This window comes from Pseudophaeobacter arcticus DSM 23566, assembly GCF_000473205.1.
Lineage (GTDB): Bacteria > Pseudomonadota > Alphaproteobacteria > Rhodobacterales > Rhodobacteraceae > Pseudophaeobacter > Pseudophaeobacter arcticus.
Genome location: NZ_AXBF01000004.1, coordinates 56,436 through 72,642 on the forward strand (window position 1 = coordinate 56,436; position 16,207 = coordinate 72,642).

The 16,207-nt window shown below is 62.7% G+C and carries 6 protein-coding genes; 5 read left to right on the top strand and 1 reads right to left on the bottom strand.

The window, feature by feature from the left end:
- Positions 1-5: 5 nt before the first annotated feature.
- Genes ARCT_RS0100250 through ARCT_RS0100260 form a run of 3 tightly spaced genes read left to right on the top strand, consistent with a single transcriptional unit; the run spans position 6 to position 13,149 of the window.
- Positions 6-4,337 (top strand): non-ribosomal peptide synthetase, encoded by a 4,332-nt coding sequence (locus ARCT_RS0100250; RefSeq protein WP_027238317.1) that lies wholly within the window; start codon positions 6-8, stop codon positions 4,335-4,337.
- Complete coding sequence (locus ARCT_RS0100255) at positions 4,334-8,992, top strand: type I polyketide synthase (RefSeq protein ID WP_027238318.1); 4,659 nt, start codon at positions 4,334-4,336, stop codon at positions 8,990-8,992. Before ARCT_RS0100250 ends, ARCT_RS0100255 begins: the two co-directional genes overlap by 4 nt.
- Positions 8,989-13,149 (top strand): non-ribosomal peptide synthetase, encoded by a 4,161-nt coding sequence (locus ARCT_RS0100260; protein WP_027238319.1) that lies wholly within the window; start codon positions 8,989-8,991, stop codon positions 13,147-13,149. Before ARCT_RS0100255 ends, ARCT_RS0100260 begins: the two co-directional genes overlap by 4 nt.
- Positions 13,150-13,179: 30 nt before the next feature.
- On the opposite strand, the gene ARCT_RS0100265 is transcribed toward ARCT_RS0100260, so the two are convergent.
- Entirely contained in the window at positions 13,180-14,895 is a 1,716-nt protein-coding gene (locus ARCT_RS0100265; RefSeq protein WP_027238320.1) for an alkaline phosphatase family protein, read from the bottom strand.
- 309 nt (positions 14,896-15,204) lie between these two features.
- Between ARCT_RS0100265 and ARCT_RS0100270 the strand changes: the two genes are divergently transcribed.
- Both ARCT_RS0100270 and ARCT_RS28175 read left to right on the top strand, forming a co-directional pair.
- Positions 15,205-15,852 (top strand): BON domain-containing protein, encoded by a 648-nt coding sequence (locus tag ARCT_RS0100270; protein ID WP_027238321.1) that lies wholly within the window; start codon positions 15,205-15,207, stop codon positions 15,850-15,852.
- Positions 15,853-16,052: 200 nt separating this feature from the next.
- A complete protein-coding gene (locus ARCT_RS28175; RefSeq protein WP_161631271.1) occupies positions 16,053-16,199 on the top strand; it encodes a hypothetical protein in 147 nt (48 codons plus the stop codon).
- Positions 16,200-16,207 lie beyond the last annotated feature (8 nt).

Sequence of the window (16,207 nt, forward strand, 5' to 3'; positions counted from 1 at the left end):
CCCACATGCAGACCCCACAGGATCTCGAGGCCTATCCGCTCACGGCGATGCAGGCGGGAATGTTGTTTCAGTCGCTCTGCGCTGCGGACAAAGATCTTTATGTTGAACAGTATTCCTGTCCCCTGCGCGGGGCGCTGGATCTGGCGGCGTTTGAACAGGCATGGCGGCAGGTGATGACCCGCCATGCGCCACTGCGCACCGGCTTTGCCTGGGATGGTCTGCCGCAGCCGGCGCAGCTGGTGGTTCCCCGTGTCAAAGTCCCGCTGCGCCATGTGGATCTGTCGCAGCTGCCTCCCGAGAGGCATGACGCGGCCTTGCAGCAGGAAAAACAGGCGGAACGCCAGGCCGGTTTTGATCTGAGCCATGCGCCGATGATGCGTCTTGTGCTGGTGGCGCTGCCAGCGGGGGAGCATCACCTGATCTGGAGCTGGCACCACGCGATTTTGGATGCCTGGTCTGGCCCCATTGTGCTGGATGAGGTGCTGCACTGTTATGAGGCATTGATTAAGGGGAGGGAAATCGCGCTGCCGCAGGTGCGCCCGTTCAAGGATTTTATTGCCTGGACCCTGCAACAGGACAAAGCCGCAGCCCAAAGCTACTGGCAGCAGCTTTTGACTGGGCTGGACAATCCGGCGCCCGTGGATCTGGGCGCTGCCATGCCTGTGAAAGCGAACGCGCCAAACTATGGGCTGCGCTTTCTTGATCTGGACGCCGGGGAGATGGACCGGTTGCGTCAGGCGGCGGCCCACCACGGGGTCACGCTCAATAGTTTTGTACAGCTGGCCTGGGCGGTGCTGCTTGGTCGCTATACAGGTCAGCATGATGTGGTCTTTGGCACCGCCACCTCGGGTCGTCCGGCAGCTCTGCGCGGCGTTGAAACCATGGTTGGTCTCTTTATCAACACCCTGCCGGTCCGGGTGGCACTGGCTGCAGAGACCGATCTGACCGCTGCCCTTCGCGCGCTGCAAACGCAATTGCTGCGCAGCCGTCAGCACGAACATATGCCGCTTGCAGAGATCCAACAACTGACCGGGCTTCCTGCGGATCAGACCTTGCTGCACAGCCTGCTGGTGTTTGAGGATTTTGGCGAAAACACCTATCGCACCCAGGCGGGCGGGATCAGCCTTGGCGCGGCGGAGTTCACCGAGCGGGCCAATTTTCCCGTAACCCTGCTGTTCAGCGTCCGCGAGAGCCAGCAGATCGGCATCGGCTTTGATCGGAGCCGGTTTGACGCTGCAATGGCGGCACGCATTCTGACTCAGTTTCAGCAGGTGATGCTATCGATGGCGGATCTGGCAACCGGGCAGCTGGGGCAGATAGACCCGCTGTCCAGCTCAGAGCGGGAGCTGCTGACCCAGAACTGGGTCAGGGATCAGGCCTGGGCGCCCCCCGCGGATCTGGAGCTGTCGGTGGCGCGGGGGTTTGCCCAGCAGGTGCAGCGCTGCCCGGATGACATCGCCGCTGTGTTCTGGACCGCCGACGGCGATCAGCGGCTCAGCTACCGCGCGCTGGATCAGCGCTGCAATCAGATGGCCCGTCGGCTGATTGGGCTGGGCCTGCGCACCGGGGACCGGGTGGTGATCTGCCAGGAGCCCGGTCTGCACCGGCTGGTGGCGCTACTGGCGACGCTCAAGGCTGGGGGCACCTATGTGCCGCTGGACGCCAGCCTGCCCCCGGCCCTGATCGGGGAGCTCATTGCGGATGCCCGGGCGGCGCTGGTTCTGGTGGATGCCAGCACCATGGATGGCCTGCCTGACATGACGCAGGCCGCCCCGCGTGCTGAGGTCTATCTTTGTCAGGAGGATGGCGCGGACTGCCGGGATCTGCCGAACGGCCCGCTTGCGACCCTGCCCCAGGGGGCGGATGCGGCCTATATGATCTATACTTCCGGCTCCACCGGACGCCGCAAGGGGGTGGTGATTGAACATGGCGCGCTGGCGCAGATGATTGCAGCCCAAAGCAAAGCCTTCCAGATCGCCAAAGGCGCGCGGGTGCTGCAGTTTGCCGCCTTCAGCTTTGACGCCTCGGTGTCAGAGATCTTTACCGCGCTTTTGTCCGGGGCGACGCTGTATATGGCGCCGCGCAGGCAGCTGCTGCCCAGCCAGGAGTTCCTCTCCCTGCTGGCGCGCTGGCGGATCAGCACCGTGACATTGCCGCCCACGGTTCTTTCCCGTTTGCCCCATTGTGATCTGCCTGATTTGCGGGTGCTGGTCACCGCCGGTGAGCCCTGTCCGGCAGAGCTGGTCAAGGTCTGGGCACCGGGCCGGGTTTTTCTCAATGCCTATGGCCCAACGGAATGCACCGTCTGCGCCACCCTGGGGCAGGTGACGCCGGATGGGCGCAAGCCCAGCATCGGGCGCGCGCTGGGTCGGGTTGAGACCTATATTCTGGACAGCGACATGCGGGTCTGCCCAATCGGCGTCGCGGGTGAGCTGTATCTGGGTGGGCCACAACTGGCGCGGGGCTATTGGCAGCGCGCGACACAAACCAAGGCAGCCTTTGTGCCGCATCCCTTTGATGCCACTCCGGGCGCGCGGCTTTACCGCAGCGGCGATATGGTGCGACGGCTGGAGGACGGGCAGATCGACTATCTGGGGCGGCGGGACCAGCAGCTCAAGCTGCGGGGCTATCGCGTTGAACCCGGCGAGGTCGAGGCGGCCCTGTGTCTCTCCCCCGAGGTTGCCGAGGCCGCGGTGCTGGCGGTGGGGGAGGGCGCGGATAAGCAGCTCACAGCCTTTGTGGCGCCCAATCCCGGTGCTGAGTGGTGGCCGTCGATTTCTGAATTTCTGGTCTATGACGATCTGGCCTATTACGCGATGACCAGCGACGAGCGGCGCAACGACAGCTATCGCGCCGCTATTGCACACCATGTGCCGGGCAAGGTGGTTGTCGATATCGGCACCGGCCCCGAAGCGCTGCTGGCGCGCTTTTGCATCGAGGCCGGCGCGCGCCATGTCTATGCAATTGAGCTGCTGGAAGAGACCTATCTGAAGGCCCAGGCGCGGCTACGCCAGCTTGGCCTGCAGGATCGGATTACCCTGATCCATGGCGATGCCACCAAAGTCATCCTGCCAGAGCCGGCGGATGTGTCGGTCTCGGAAATTGTTGGGGCGATTGGAAATGCCGAAGGTGCTGCCAGCATTATCAATGGCACCCGGCATTTGTTGCGACCCGGTGCGCAGGTCATTCCAGAGCGGTCGCGCACCCTGTTTGCCCCGGTACAACTGCCGGACAGGCTGCGGGCTAACCTTGGCTTTGGTCCGCTCGCCCGCCGCTATGTCGAGCGTATTTTTGACGCCAATGGCGGCCCGTTTGATCTACGCCTTTCGGTGCGGGGGCTGGGCTACGATGATCTTTTGGCGGAGCCGCAAAGCTTTGAAGATTTTGATTACCGCGATCAGGTGCAGCCCGAGTACGAAGGCGAGGCCCGGTTTGAGATTGCCCGCGCAGGCCGCTGTGACGGCTTTTTGGTCTGGCTCACTCTGGACTGTGGGGCCGGGCCGGTGCTGGATATCTTGCACCATGAACATTGCTGGTTGCCGGTCTTTTTGCCTCTGGACGCGCGGGGCCGTCAGATGGCTGTGGGGGATCAAATTGACGCCAGCTTTGGCGCCGTGCTCAGCGATGATGGGCTGCATACGGATTATCGGATTTCGGGGCAGAGCATCGCGGCGCAACAGGTGCTGGGTTTTGACATCCAGGCCTGTCACCATGATCGTGGTTTTTGCAGCTCTGCCTTCCATGCAGATTTCTTTGCAAAAGGCCCGCTGCCGCTGGCCAAACCAGTGGGGCTGAATCCCGAAGCGCTGCGCAGCCAGGTGCAGAGGCAGCTGCCGGATTACATGGTGCCGCAGCAGATTGTTGAGATTGATCACTTGCCGCTGAACAGCTCGGGCAAGGTGGATCATCAGGCCTTGCGCCAAAAGCTGAAAAAGGCGTGCCCTGACGCTGGCCCTGATTTCGGCCCTGACTCCGGCCCCGTCAAGGCAACAGCCGTTCTGGATGGTTTTGACAGCCAGGAGGCACAGGTCGCCGCGATTTGGCGGGAGGTGCTGAACCAGGAGGTGACCCTGCAGGGCAGCTTCTTTGAGCAGGGCGGTCATTCGCTGCTGCTACTGGATCTGCAAAGCCGGTTGAGCGCCGCCGCAGGTCGCCAGATCGCGCTGACAGATCTGTTCAAATTCCCGACCATCTCGGGGCAGGCGCGCCACCTATTGTCGGCCACCCCGGAATTGTCTGGTACATCTGAAGCGGCAGCATCCACAGATCACACCCGCGCGGCAGAGCGCAAAACGGGGCGGGGGCGTATGGCCGCGCGCCGCCGGAGCCTGGTATGAGCGCGATAGATTTTGACGACAGCGCCATTGCCGTTGTTGGCATGGCCTGCCGGTTGCCCGGCGCGCCGGATATTGATGCCTTCTGGGAGCTCCTGGCTGAGGGTCGGGATGTGATCTCGCGCTTTACCCCAGAGGAATTGCTGGCGGCGGGGATCCCTGCCGAAGAGTTCCAGGCCGAGGGCTATGTCGCTGCCAAAGGCCTGTTGCAGGATGCCGATTGCTTTGATGCCGATTTCTTTGGTTTGGCGCCATCTGACGCGGCGCTTATGGATCCGCAGCAGCGGGTGTTTATCGAATGCGCCCATGGTGCCCTGGAACATGCGGGCTATGGCGCGGTTGGTGTGGCCGGTGCGGCTCAGGTGGGGGTGTTTGGCGGCTCGATCCTGTCGATGTATCTGCTGTCGCACCTGTGGCCGAACAAACCGCTGCTGGATCAATCCGGGGTGTTTAGCGTGGCCGTGGGCAATGATCCAACCTTTCTGGCCACCCGCACCTCGTATTTCCTGAACCTCTCTGGCCCCAGTATGAGCCTTGGCACGGCCTGTTCCACCGGCTTGGTGGCGGTGCATCAGGCCTGTCAAAGCCTGTTGGCACTGGAATGCGACATGGCACTGGCCGGGGGTGTTTCGATCCACCTGCCACTGGTGGGCGGCTATCGCTACACGCCGGGTTCGATCCTGTCGCCGGATGGCGCGTGCCGGCCCTTTGATGCGGCGGCGGCTGGGACGGTGTCCAGTGACGGCTGCGGGGTTGTGACGCTGAAACGGCTGGAGGATGCGCAGGCGGATGGCGATACCATTCATGCGGTGATCCGGGGGTCGGCGGTCAATAACGACGGCCATGACAAGATCGGCTTTACCGCGCCGTCGCTTACGCCGCAGGCGCGGGTCATTGCCGAAGCACAGGAGCTGGCGGGGACCGCGCCAGACAGTATCACCCTGATCGAGGCCCATGCGGCCGGCACCAGCGTTGGCGATCCTGTTGAACTGGCGGCGTTGAAAGAGGTGTTTTCCCAGAGCAGCCAAGCCTGCGCCATTGGCTCTGTCAAAAGCAATATTGGCCATGTGGATGCGGCCTCGGGCATTGCCGGGTTGATCAAGGCGGTTCTGGCGCTGCGCCATGGGGCAATCCCGCCCAGTGTGCATTTTTCCAGCCTCAATCCGGCCCTGGGGCTGGAGGACAGCTGTTTCTACGTGCCGCAACAGCTGCAGCACCATGACCCAAACCGTGGTCCGATGCGGGCGGGGGTCAGCTCCTTTGGCATAGGCGGCACCAATTGCCATGTGGTGCTGCAAGCGCCTGCTGCCGTGGCAGATCAGCCTGTCGCAGATCAGGACCGCCCGGCGCATCTGCTACAGCTTTCGGCCCGCAGCGCCGCGGCCCTGACACAGATGGCGCAGCAGTTGGCAGATGCACTGGAGCACCCCGGTGCGCCGGATCTTGCGGATGTCGCCCATACCCTGCGCTGCGGCAGAGCACCCAGGGAACAGCGGCTGAGCCTGGTTGCGTCCAGCCTGGCAGAGGCCACCGGGAAGCTGCGCCAGCCCTTACCGGCCCAGAGTGCAACACCCCGGCGGCTGGCCTTTATGTTTCCGGGGCTTGGCGATCACTACCCGGCGATGGGCTGGGAGCTCTACTGCCAAGAGCCATTTTTTCGTGCCCAGATCGACCTCTGCGCCACTGAGCTGGCAAAACACCGCAGCGGCGATATCCGCGATCAGCTTTTTGCCGGAAAAGACTGGACACAGGCCTGCCCCGAGAGTGTCTCGACAGGGGTGCCTGCGGCAAAGCTGGACATGCGCGCCATGCTGGGGCGCGGCGGCAAAGACACCCCGCCGGACCCGCTGGAGGATCCGGTCAATGGGCAGGCGGCAATTTTTGTCACCGAATATGCGCTGGCGCAGCTGCTGCAAAGCTGGGGGCTGCAGCCCTCGGCGATGACAGGGTACAGCATTGGCGAATTTGTCGCGGCCTGTCTTGCCGGGGTCTTTACCCTGCCGGATGCCCTGCGCATCGTTGCCGCCCGCGCCGCGCTGATCCGCGACCGCGCCGCTGCGGGCGGAATGCTGGCGGTGCCAATGGGCGAGGACGAACTGCTGGGGATCCTGCCCGCCACCCTGTCGCTGGCCGCAGCCAATGGCCCGCGGCTGAGCGTGGTGTCGGGGCCGGACCCGGCGCTCAGCGATTTTGCCACTGGGCTGCGCGGTCAGGGGCATAGCTGTCAGAGCCTGGCAGCGGGGTTTGCCTATCACTCTGCCATGATGGCAGAGATCGTCCCGGCGCTGAGCGCGGTGATCCGCAGCGTGGCTTTGGCGCCGCCTGCCATCCCCTGTGTCTCCTGTGTGACCGGCGATTGGCTGTCGGTACAAGAGGCCACCGACCCAGAGTATTGGGCAGGGCATCTTTGCCAGACCGTCCGGTTTCGCGATGCAGTGACGACGCTGCTGTCGCAAGACGGCATGGCGCTGGCAGAGCTGGGGCCGGGACAGTCGCTTTGCTCGCATGCGATTGCCGCGGCACCCGCCACAGGGCACAACGCATCTGTCGCCCCGATGATGCGCTGGTCCTATGCGCGACAACCGGAATATCAGACCCTGTTGCAGGGGATTGGTGCGCTCTGGTGCGCCGGGGTCGAGGTAGATCCGGCGCGGCTGATGGCGGATAGATCTGCCCGCCGCGTGCCACTGCCGAGCTACCCCTTTGCCCGTCAGCGCCACTGGATTGCGCCGCCCGCAGCGACAATTGCGCCCGAGCGTGCGGCGCGAAAACCGGTGGCGGACTGGGCCTTGGTGCCGCTGTGGAAACCGGCGCCTCTGGCCTTGGGTGCAGCACCGCCGGCAAGGGCGCATTATGTGGTGCTGATGGATGGATCTGAGGCGGCAACAGCCCTGTTGCAGGCGCTGCGTGACAAAGGCGCAAAAGCCACGGCATTTTGGCCGGATGCCAAAAGCGCCGTATCGTCCGGCGTGCTCTGCGCGCCGCTGAATGATCGCGATACCCTGGTGACGCTGATCCAATCCCTGCCAGCAGAACCGGATCTGCCGCTGCATTTTCTGCATCTTGATCTGCTCAGGGATTTTACCGGTTTTGAAACCACCCAGCGCCATGGCTATCACGCCCTCGTCGCATTGGTGCAGGCCATCGCCGCGACCCGCCAGGAGCAGGCCCGGATTACCCTGGTCGGGACGGGGCTGGCGGACCCCGGTCAGGATGATCGTTTGCAGCCGGACAAACGCCCGGTGCTGGGGGCCATGATGGTGGCCCCACAAGAGCGCCCCGGTCTGACCACCCAGGTTCTGGATCTGGATACAGAGGATCCAACCCGTATTGCCAGCCTGGTTCTGGGCAATCTGGCGCCGCCCCTTGATGGCTTTCTGATCGCCTATCGCCGGGGGCGCCGCATGGTGGAAACCCAGGCGCCGCTGACCTTGCCCCAGCCCCAGACCGATGCCGAGACCGATGCCGAGACTGAGGCCGGGGTGATCCGGGCCGATGGCAGCTATGTGATCACCGGGGGTTTGGGCGGGGTTGGTCTGGTGCTGGCGCAGTCTCTGGCCTCTCGTGGCCCGGTACGGCTGGCCCTGCTCAGCCGCACTGTGCCGGACCCGCATCTGACGCTACAGCAGATCAGGGAGCTGGACCGCGACCACCCCACTCGCCGCCGGTTCGAAGCCATCCGGGCACTGCGCAAATGCGGGGCGCAGGTGATGGTGCTGGCGGCAGATGTGGCAGATGCGACCGCCATGGAGGTGGCCTTTGAGCGGATCGAAGATCACCTTGGTCCCATTCGCGGCGTCTTTCACTGTGCCGGGGCAATTGATACCCAGACCTTTTGCGAGCTCACCTCGGAAACCCCTGAAAACGCCGCCCGGCAGTTCCAGGCCAAGGTCTATGGCACCCAGGTGCTTGACCGGGTTTTACAGACCCGCGCAGCAGATTTCTGTGTCCTGATGTCCTCGCTGGCGTCGCAGCTTGGCGGCTTGGGGTTTTCCAGCTACGCGGCTGCAAACCTCTATCTGGATGCCTTTGCCGAGGCGCGGAACAACACGGGCGGCACCCGCTGGGTGTCGGTCAATTGGGACGCCTGGCAACTGGGTGAGGTGAAATCCGCCGTCTCAGGGTTTGGCACCACTGTCAGCACCTACTTTATGGAGCCCGAAGCGGCCTGTGATCTATTGCTGAGGGTGCTGGCGCAACGCGAGGTGCCGCGCGTCATTGTATCCTCCGGCGACCTGGAGCAACGCCGGGCCCAATGGGTCGAGCGCCGGAATGTACCGGTGTTGGAACGCCAGGCCCGGCAGGATACACCCGTTGATCTGGCGCGGGCGCAGACGCCAACCCAGGAGGTTCTGGTGGAGATCTGGCAAGACCTCTTTGCGCTTGAACCCATCGGCATTCACGAAAATTTCTTTGCGCTTGGGGGGCATTCGCTGTTGGCGACCCAGCTAAATGCCCGGATCGCCAGCCGGTTGGGGGCGGATCTGTCGCTGGCTGCGGTGCTGAACGCGCCCAGCATTGCTGAACTGGCCGACAAGATCGACAGCACCGCGCTGGAGGCCGCAGATCCACAGCTTCTGGATGGTTTGCTGAGCGAGCTGGAAGAGCTGAGCGACGAGGATTTACAGGCGCTGCTGGCGCAGGAGGGCTCTGCATGAGTGATCTGAAACTGCGGCTGGAAGATCTGACACCAGCCCAGCGGGCGCTTTTGCTGCAGCGTCTGGCGAAACGCGAGGCGGTCAAAACGGTGGTGCCCGCCGATCCTGCGGACCTGTCCTTTGCACAAGAGCGCTGGCTGTTTCAGGATCAGTTGTCACCAGCGGACCCGGCGCATGTCATTCCCGGCGCTTTGCGGTTGCGGGGCAAACTGAACAGGGCGGCACTGCAGCAGGCGCTGCAGCTGATCTATGACCGTCACGCGCCCCTGCGTCTGAACTTTGCCAATAAAACGGGGAACGCCCGCGCCCAGCAACGCCCCAGCCGCAAGATGCAACTGATTGATCTTGATCTGGCGGCTGCCGATCGTCTGGCGGACCCGGCGGGTGATGCCGACGATATCTCTGCTCACCCGGCCTATGTTGCCAGCGTGCAGACCGGGTTTGATCTGTCACAGGACCAGTTGATCCGGGTTGAGCTTGGCCAGTTGGGGCCCGAGGATCACCTGCTGATCTTTGCCATGCATCACATCATTAGCGACGGCTGGTCACTGGATCTTTTCCTGCGTGAGCTGGCCACCGGCTATCAGGCCTTCAGCACGAACCGCCGTCCCGATCTGCCAGAGTTGACCGCCCATTACAGCGATTATGTGGCCTGGCAAAAGCAGCGATTGTCTGGAGCTGCGCTGGACAAAAGCCTGTCCTATTGGGGGGATCAGTTGGCCGAGGCGCCACGGCCAACCAACCTGAGCCCCGATTTACCCAGCTGTTCCCACCCGCCAGAGGCCGCGCGCGATCTCACCGGGGCCACAGTAGAGACCAGCCTGTCGGGCGATCTGGTGGCGCAGCTGACCGCGCTTGGCCAGTCGATGGGCTGTTCCTTGTTCACCACGCTTTTGACCGGGTATTTCCTGCTTCTGTCGCGGCTGACAGGTCAGACGGACATGGTTATCGGCACCCCGGTCAGCGGGCGGCTGCGCGAAGAATATGAACCCCTGATGGGTCTTTTCCTCAATACGCTGGCGCTGCGGGCACAGATTGATCCCGCAATGGACAGCAAGACGGCGCTGGGGCTGGTGAACCGCGTGGTTCTGGAGGGGCTGGAGCATCATGAGCTGCCCTTTGACCGGGTGGTCCAGGCGGTGGCTCCGGCCCGCAACGCGCAGGACCATCCGCTGTTTGAGATGATGTTCAACTTCACCCCCAGCCCGCCGCGAGATTTTGAGATGGCTGGGCTGCGCGCCGAATTCCTGGCCCCGCCCAACCATTCCAGCGCCTTTTCGTCGGAGCTGTATATCACCCAGTGGGACGGGCGGTTGGAGCTGCGGCTGGCCTATCAGGTGGCGCGCTACGCGCGGCAGCGGATGCAGGAGTTTCTGCAGCAATACACAGTGGTGCTGGGCCAGATGGTTGCAGACAGCGGCCGGGCAGTGGCTGATTTTGACCTGCGCGGCGATGTGGCATGCAGCCAAGGGGAGGGGGCAAACCCTTGCAAAAATCTCCCCGATCAAGTGGCAGTCACGCGTCAAATTGCCAGTTGGGCCAGCCAAACCCCACAGGCGGTAGCAGTGGAATGGGAGGGGGGATCCCTTAGTTATCAGGCATTTGCAATCCAGATGCAGGCCATCGCGGCGGATCTCGCCAGTAGCGGCGCGGCGCTGGGAGAAACCATTGCAATCTTTGCGCCGCCAGGGGTGGTGCAGGTTCTGGCCATGGCGGCGGTTCTGGAGTTTGGCGGCGTGCTGATGACCCTGGACCCGGATCTGCCCGCTGATCGCCGGGCGGTGATGCTGGCGCAGGGGCGGGTTGCGCGCATCCTGCATGGCGGCGGCCTGACCCCATCGCAGATGGATTGGCTGCAGGGGCTTGATCTGCCGAGTCTTGCCGTGACCAAAGGGGGCGCCGAACCAGAGGCGCCGCCCTTTGCTGCTGATCGCTTTTCACCTCGAAACGGCCCCCGTGACCCGGCCTATCTGGTTTTCACTTCCGGCTCGACCGGCACGCCCAAGGCCGTTCTGGGCACGGCCGACGGGTTGGCGCATTTCCTCAGCTGGCAGCGTGATCGGTTTGCCATTGGCCCCGGTGATCGGGCGGCACAGTTCACGGGCCTGTCGTTTGATGTCCTGCTACGGGATGTCTTTGCGCCTCTGGTGTCGGGTGCAACGCTGGTGATCCCTCCGGCGCATATCGGGCCCGCCCGGGTTGGCGCACTGGACTGGATGGACAGCGCCAAAATCACACTGGTGCATAGCGTTCCTTCGATCTTGCAAAGCTGGCTGCTGACCGACCGTTCTGGGCCGCATCTGTCGCGGCTGCGGCTTGGCTTTATCGCAGGCGAGCCCTTTGACGCGGCATTGCTGCACCGGTGGCAGCAGCGCTTTGGTCAGGGCACCAGACTGATAAACCTCTATGGGCCGACCGAGACAACATTGGCCAAATTTGCCTATGAGCTGCGGCCTACCGCCTTTGAGGGGGGGCAGCCTGTTGGCCATGCCCTGCCGCAGACCCAGGCCCTGATACTGACGGCGAAGGGCAAACCGGCAGCAACAGGGGAGATGGGGCAGATCGCCATTTCCACCCCCTATAGATCCCTGGGCTATATCAACGATCCAGACCTGACAGAGGCGCGGTTTGTCCCCTGTTCCCATTTGGCTGGCCCCGCGGGCGGGGAGGATGACATTGTCTATCTGACCGGCGATCTGGGCTGGCTGGATCCGGCGGGGCTGCTGCATCTGGCGGGCAGGATAGATGATCAGGTTAAAATCCGTGGTATGCGCGTGGAACCGGGTGAGGTTGCGGCGCTGTTGCAGCAACACCCGGGCGTTGCCGCCAGTGCGGTGGTCGCGCGCCGCAGCCCAGCGGGTGAAATGGAGTTGGACGCCTATTATGTAGCGCTACCCGATGTTCGGGCAGATGTGCGGGTTTCGGAGGGGCAGATGCAGGCGCAGTTGCGCAGCTACCTGCGGGCACGCCTGCCGACCGCGCTGCTGCCCAATGGGCCCATGCAGTTGGCAGAGCTGCCGCTGACGCCCAATCACAAATTGGACCGCCGCCGCCTGCCAGCGATTGCAGCAGCGCAGGAAGGTTCGGCCGGGCAAGCCCCCCGCACTGCAGTTGAGACGCAGATGTTGCAGATCTGGGAAGAGGTCCTGGGGAAGTCAGGTTTTGGGGTCACCGATGATTTCTTTGATATCGGAGGGCACTCGCTGCTGGCGCTGCGGCTGGTGCTGTTGATTGAACAGCGCATGGGGGTCAAAATCCCCCTTGCTGAATTGTTCAAATCCGCCACCGTCGCCCATCTGGCGCAGGTGGCCCACAGCAAGACGGCTGATGATGGTTTGGTGCCGCTTTGGCTGCGTGGTGAGGGGCCGCCGCTGTGGTTGGTGCATACCGGCGGCGGCATGCTGTGGAACTATCAACCTTTGGTGCAGGCTCTGGCGCCGGAGTTTCCGGTCTACGGGTTTGAGGCCCGGGGGTTGTTTGACGGGGCCGCGCCACAGGACAGTATCGCTGACATGGCGGCGCTGTTTATTGCCAATATGCGCCGCCGCCAGCCTGAGGGGCCCTATCGGCTGGCGGGGCATTCCTTTGGTGGTGTTGTTGCCTGGGAAATGGCCTGTCAATTGCAGGCTGCGGGCGTCGAGGTGGCTGGGCTATGCCTCTTTGACAGCAGCTTAACCCGTCCGGACGACGCCTGGCATGGGCGCCAGCCAAAGACGCGCGTTGCGGCACGGGATCTGGTGGCGGCGGTTCAGGTCTTTGCCCGTTTCACCGACAGCCAGATGGCGTTGGATGAAGCCACGCTCGCCAGGCTTTCTGTGACAGAGCAGTTGGAGCAGGCGGCAGAACTCATGGCCTCCAGCATTGGCTCGCACCAGGCGGCGCGGCAAATGGTGGAGGGGTTGTTGCGGATTTCAAACAGCCACCGCGCGGCACGGCTGGCCTATAGCCCCGCGTCACATAGCGCCCCGGTGGTGTTGTTTCAGGCCGCACAAAGCGATCTGGAAAAGGACGACCTGAGCGGTCAGCCCTGGCGAGACATCGCAAGCGGTGCCTTTGAGACACAGATCGTGCCCGGCGATCACGTCACCATGATGGCGCCGCCACATGTCGCGAGCCTGGCCAAAGCCTTGCAAAAAGTTCTTGAGCAACAGGGGTAAGTTCCGTCAGCCGGGGAAGGCCGGGAAAGATCAGTCAAAGATCTCTGGCAGCATGCGCCCGGTGGTCCCCGAGGGCAGCCGCGTGCGGGCATAGGCGGCAATTGTGGGCGCCACATCAACGGTTTGCACTTTGCGATAGACCGTCTGGGGATTGATCCCAGGCCCCATAAAGAACACCGGAACATGCCGGTCATAGGCATAGGGAGAACCGTGTTGCGACGCCCCCGCCAATGGATCGGGGTCTTTCATGAACCAGCCGGGTGACAGGATCGGGTACAGATCCCCAGACCGGGAGGGCAGGAAATTTGCCGTCACCGCCCGGCCCAGATGGGTGTCGGGCAGGTCGCCCTGGGCGATGCGGTCGTTTTCAAAAACCCAGGCCAGCCCGGGCAGGCTGCGCAGGCTGGCGACAATCAGCGCCTCGGCCTCAGCCGGGTCGGCTCCGGCGGCCAGCAACAGGGGGTGATCGAGATAGATCCAGGGAGAGGTGTAGCTGCTGATGGGGTCCGTGATGCCATGAGCCGCCTTGAAGTTTTGCACTGCCGCCGTTTGTTCAACCTCGGCATAGTCAAACAGCTGCACATTGGTGCGCAGTCGCGCGTTCATGTAGCCAGGCACCTCGGTGGCGCCGTGATCGGCAGAAAGCACCACCAGGGTATTGCCCAGCCCCACCTCGTGGTCGAGATGGTTGAAAAACGCCCCCAGTTGCGCATCCAACCGTTTGAGGTTGTCCTCTGCTTCCAACGAAGAGGGGCCAAAGGCATGGCCAATATAGTCGACGGAGTTCAGGCTGATAGCCAGATAATCCGTCACCGCATCCGCCCCCAGCTGTTCCCCGGCGATCAGCGCCCTGGCAAAGCTGAGGGTCAGCTCATCCGCTGCCGGTGAGGTCTGCAGGAAGGCCTGAAAGAAGATATTTGCGGGATCCGGGAAAAGATGGTCAGCAAAGACGATGCCCCAACCTGGATAGTTTTTTTCCCAGGGTTGGTCATCATAGTCTGCAAAGGCATAGTCTGTTTCGGGGTGCAGCAGCTCCCAGCCCGACCCGGCATAGGCGGCCGGCAGCTGCAGGTTGGTCCAGTCGCGCATCCAGCCTGGATAGTCTTCGACGTAGAATATTGAGCTGAGAAAGGTGGATGCTTCGGTATTGTACCAATAGGCGGTGCCTGCATGGCCGGTTGCGCCAATGGCGGCACGGTCTTTCATGGAAACCCCAAAGACCTTGGCCGCGGCGCCGCGCGACAGGCGAATTTCATCGCCAATTGTTGTGACCAGCAAATCCCGCGGTGACCGGCCGTCCTGCGATGACGACAGGCTGCCATCGGGATAAAGCAGGGGCGAGGTGGCATCCTGGGTTGCAAAGTGCAGCGCATCCGAGACATCCAGAACGATGCTCTGACTGTTACTGCCCTGTGCAACCTGCACCGGGATTGGAAGCTGGGAATCGAGGTAGTTGTTGCCAATCAACCCATGCACCGCCGGGTCGGCTCCTGTTGACAGGGTGGTATGCCCAACAACGGTTTCCGTATTGGCATGGCGGTGTTCTGCATTCCTGAACCAGACGCCATTGGCCATGAGACGTTGAAACCCGCTGCCGGGGGCGGCTGTTGCAAAGCGCTCCATCAGATCCGCGCGGAGCTGGTCTACGGTAATCTGAACAATGAGTTTTGGAGGCAGCTCGCGCCCCTGGGCGGAGAGCAGAGTTGATGTAACCAGCAGGCCAGAAACCAAAAGTAAGAGGCGCATAGCTTTTCCAATCAAAACGGATCCCAGGCATGTGGCACAAGATACCTCAATGCGTGTATATGAAACACTCAAACACGTCAAAGCGGCATTTTGGGTTGCCTGCAACTGTTGTGGGTGAGCTTGGCTCGGATTCCGAGGGCTGCGAACCGCCTCGAGGCTGCCCAGTAAGAGGCTGCCCAGTAACTTGGCAATGCCCGGTCCAGCAGCTTTTGGACCAGCAGCTTTTGGAACGGTCGTTGCGAGCCGTCAATGCCAGTGGGCGTTTGCAAAAGTACCTTCCTTGATGTGGTTTGCATGATGGAGGAAGAAATGACTGACAAGCAACTGCGACTGGACATTATCGACGAGCTTGATTTCGAGCCAAGCATTGATGCTGCCGACATTGGCGTGGCAGTCGATCAGGCTGTCGCAACGCTGACAGGGCATGTCCGCAGCTACAGCGACAAGATCACGACTCTGGGCATCGTTGAAACCGTCGTGGGCGTCCGTGCGATCGCCGACGAAATTGAGGTCCGGCCAATTGGCGCTCATATCACCGCTGACGATGAGATCGCAAAACGCGTCGCCAATTCGCTGAACTGGAACACATCGGTACCGGAAGGCAATATCCATGTCACCGTCGCCAAGGGCCGAGTCACCCTCGAGGGCGATGTGGAATGGCGATTTCAGGCTGATGCCGCAGAACGGGCCATCGGTCGGTTGACGGGCGTCACTGGTATCAACAACCATCTCAAGGTCCGTCCGTCCGTAAAGGTTTCGGACATATCGGAGCGGATCAAGAAGACCCTCGTGCGCGATGCGGAACTTGATGCCTCGGGAATCCGGGTGGCGGTTCATGACGGGACCGTAACGCTTGAGGGGAAAGTCCGCTATCTGGGTGAACGCAAGAGCGCGGAGCGCGCGGCCTGGGCGGCCCCCGGGGTGACGAACGTCGTTGATCATCTGGCGGTGCAGTGACCGCTTGATTTTCAAACCGGACGGCGTGGCAAATTGCCGGGTCGTCCGGCCCTTGCAAGCGGATCACCAGCCAGCCAGCCAGGCCCTGCCAGCCAGGCATTGGGTCGCGCTCATGCGCGCGTGGCCGGTGGACTATCACGGAAACAGTCGGTGCGCTCAATGCAGGTTTGAAACCGATTTGACAAAGAGAAATACCCGTCATGGCGACACAATCTGAAAGCTCTGAACAAACGGAGGCAATGCGCGCGGTTGGTGGTGAGCCTTTTGAGCCGGTGACACCGCCAAAGGAGACGACAGCGTCAAACCGCCGGTCTTTGACCCCGGCAACCCCGGCGGCCACCCGATGACCGAGGCG

Bases quoted from the DNA above. Each gene is read 5' to 3' on its own strand.
- ARCT_RS0100250 (WP_027238317.1), top strand. From the start codon at position 6: ATGCAGACCCCACAGGATCTCGAGGCCTATCCGCTCACGGCGATGCAG.
- ARCT_RS28175 (WP_161631271.1), top strand. From the start codon at position 16,053: ATGGCGACACAATCTGAAAGCTCTGAACAAACGGAGGCAATGCGCGCG.
- ARCT_RS0100265 (WP_027238320.1), bottom strand. From the start codon at position 14,895: ATGCGCCTCTTACTTTTGGTTTCTGGCCTGCTGGTTACATCAACTCTG.
- ARCT_RS0100260 (WP_027238319.1), top strand. From the start codon at position 8,989: ATGAGTGATCTGAAACTGCGGCTGGAAGATCTGACACCAGCCCAGCGG.
- ARCT_RS0100255 (WP_027238318.1), top strand. From the start codon at position 4,334: ATGAGCGCGATAGATTTTGACGACAGCGCCATTGCCGTTGTTGGCATG.
- ARCT_RS0100270 (WP_027238321.1), top strand. From the start codon at position 15,205: ATGACTGACAAGCAACTGCGACTGGACATTATCGACGAGCTTGATTTC.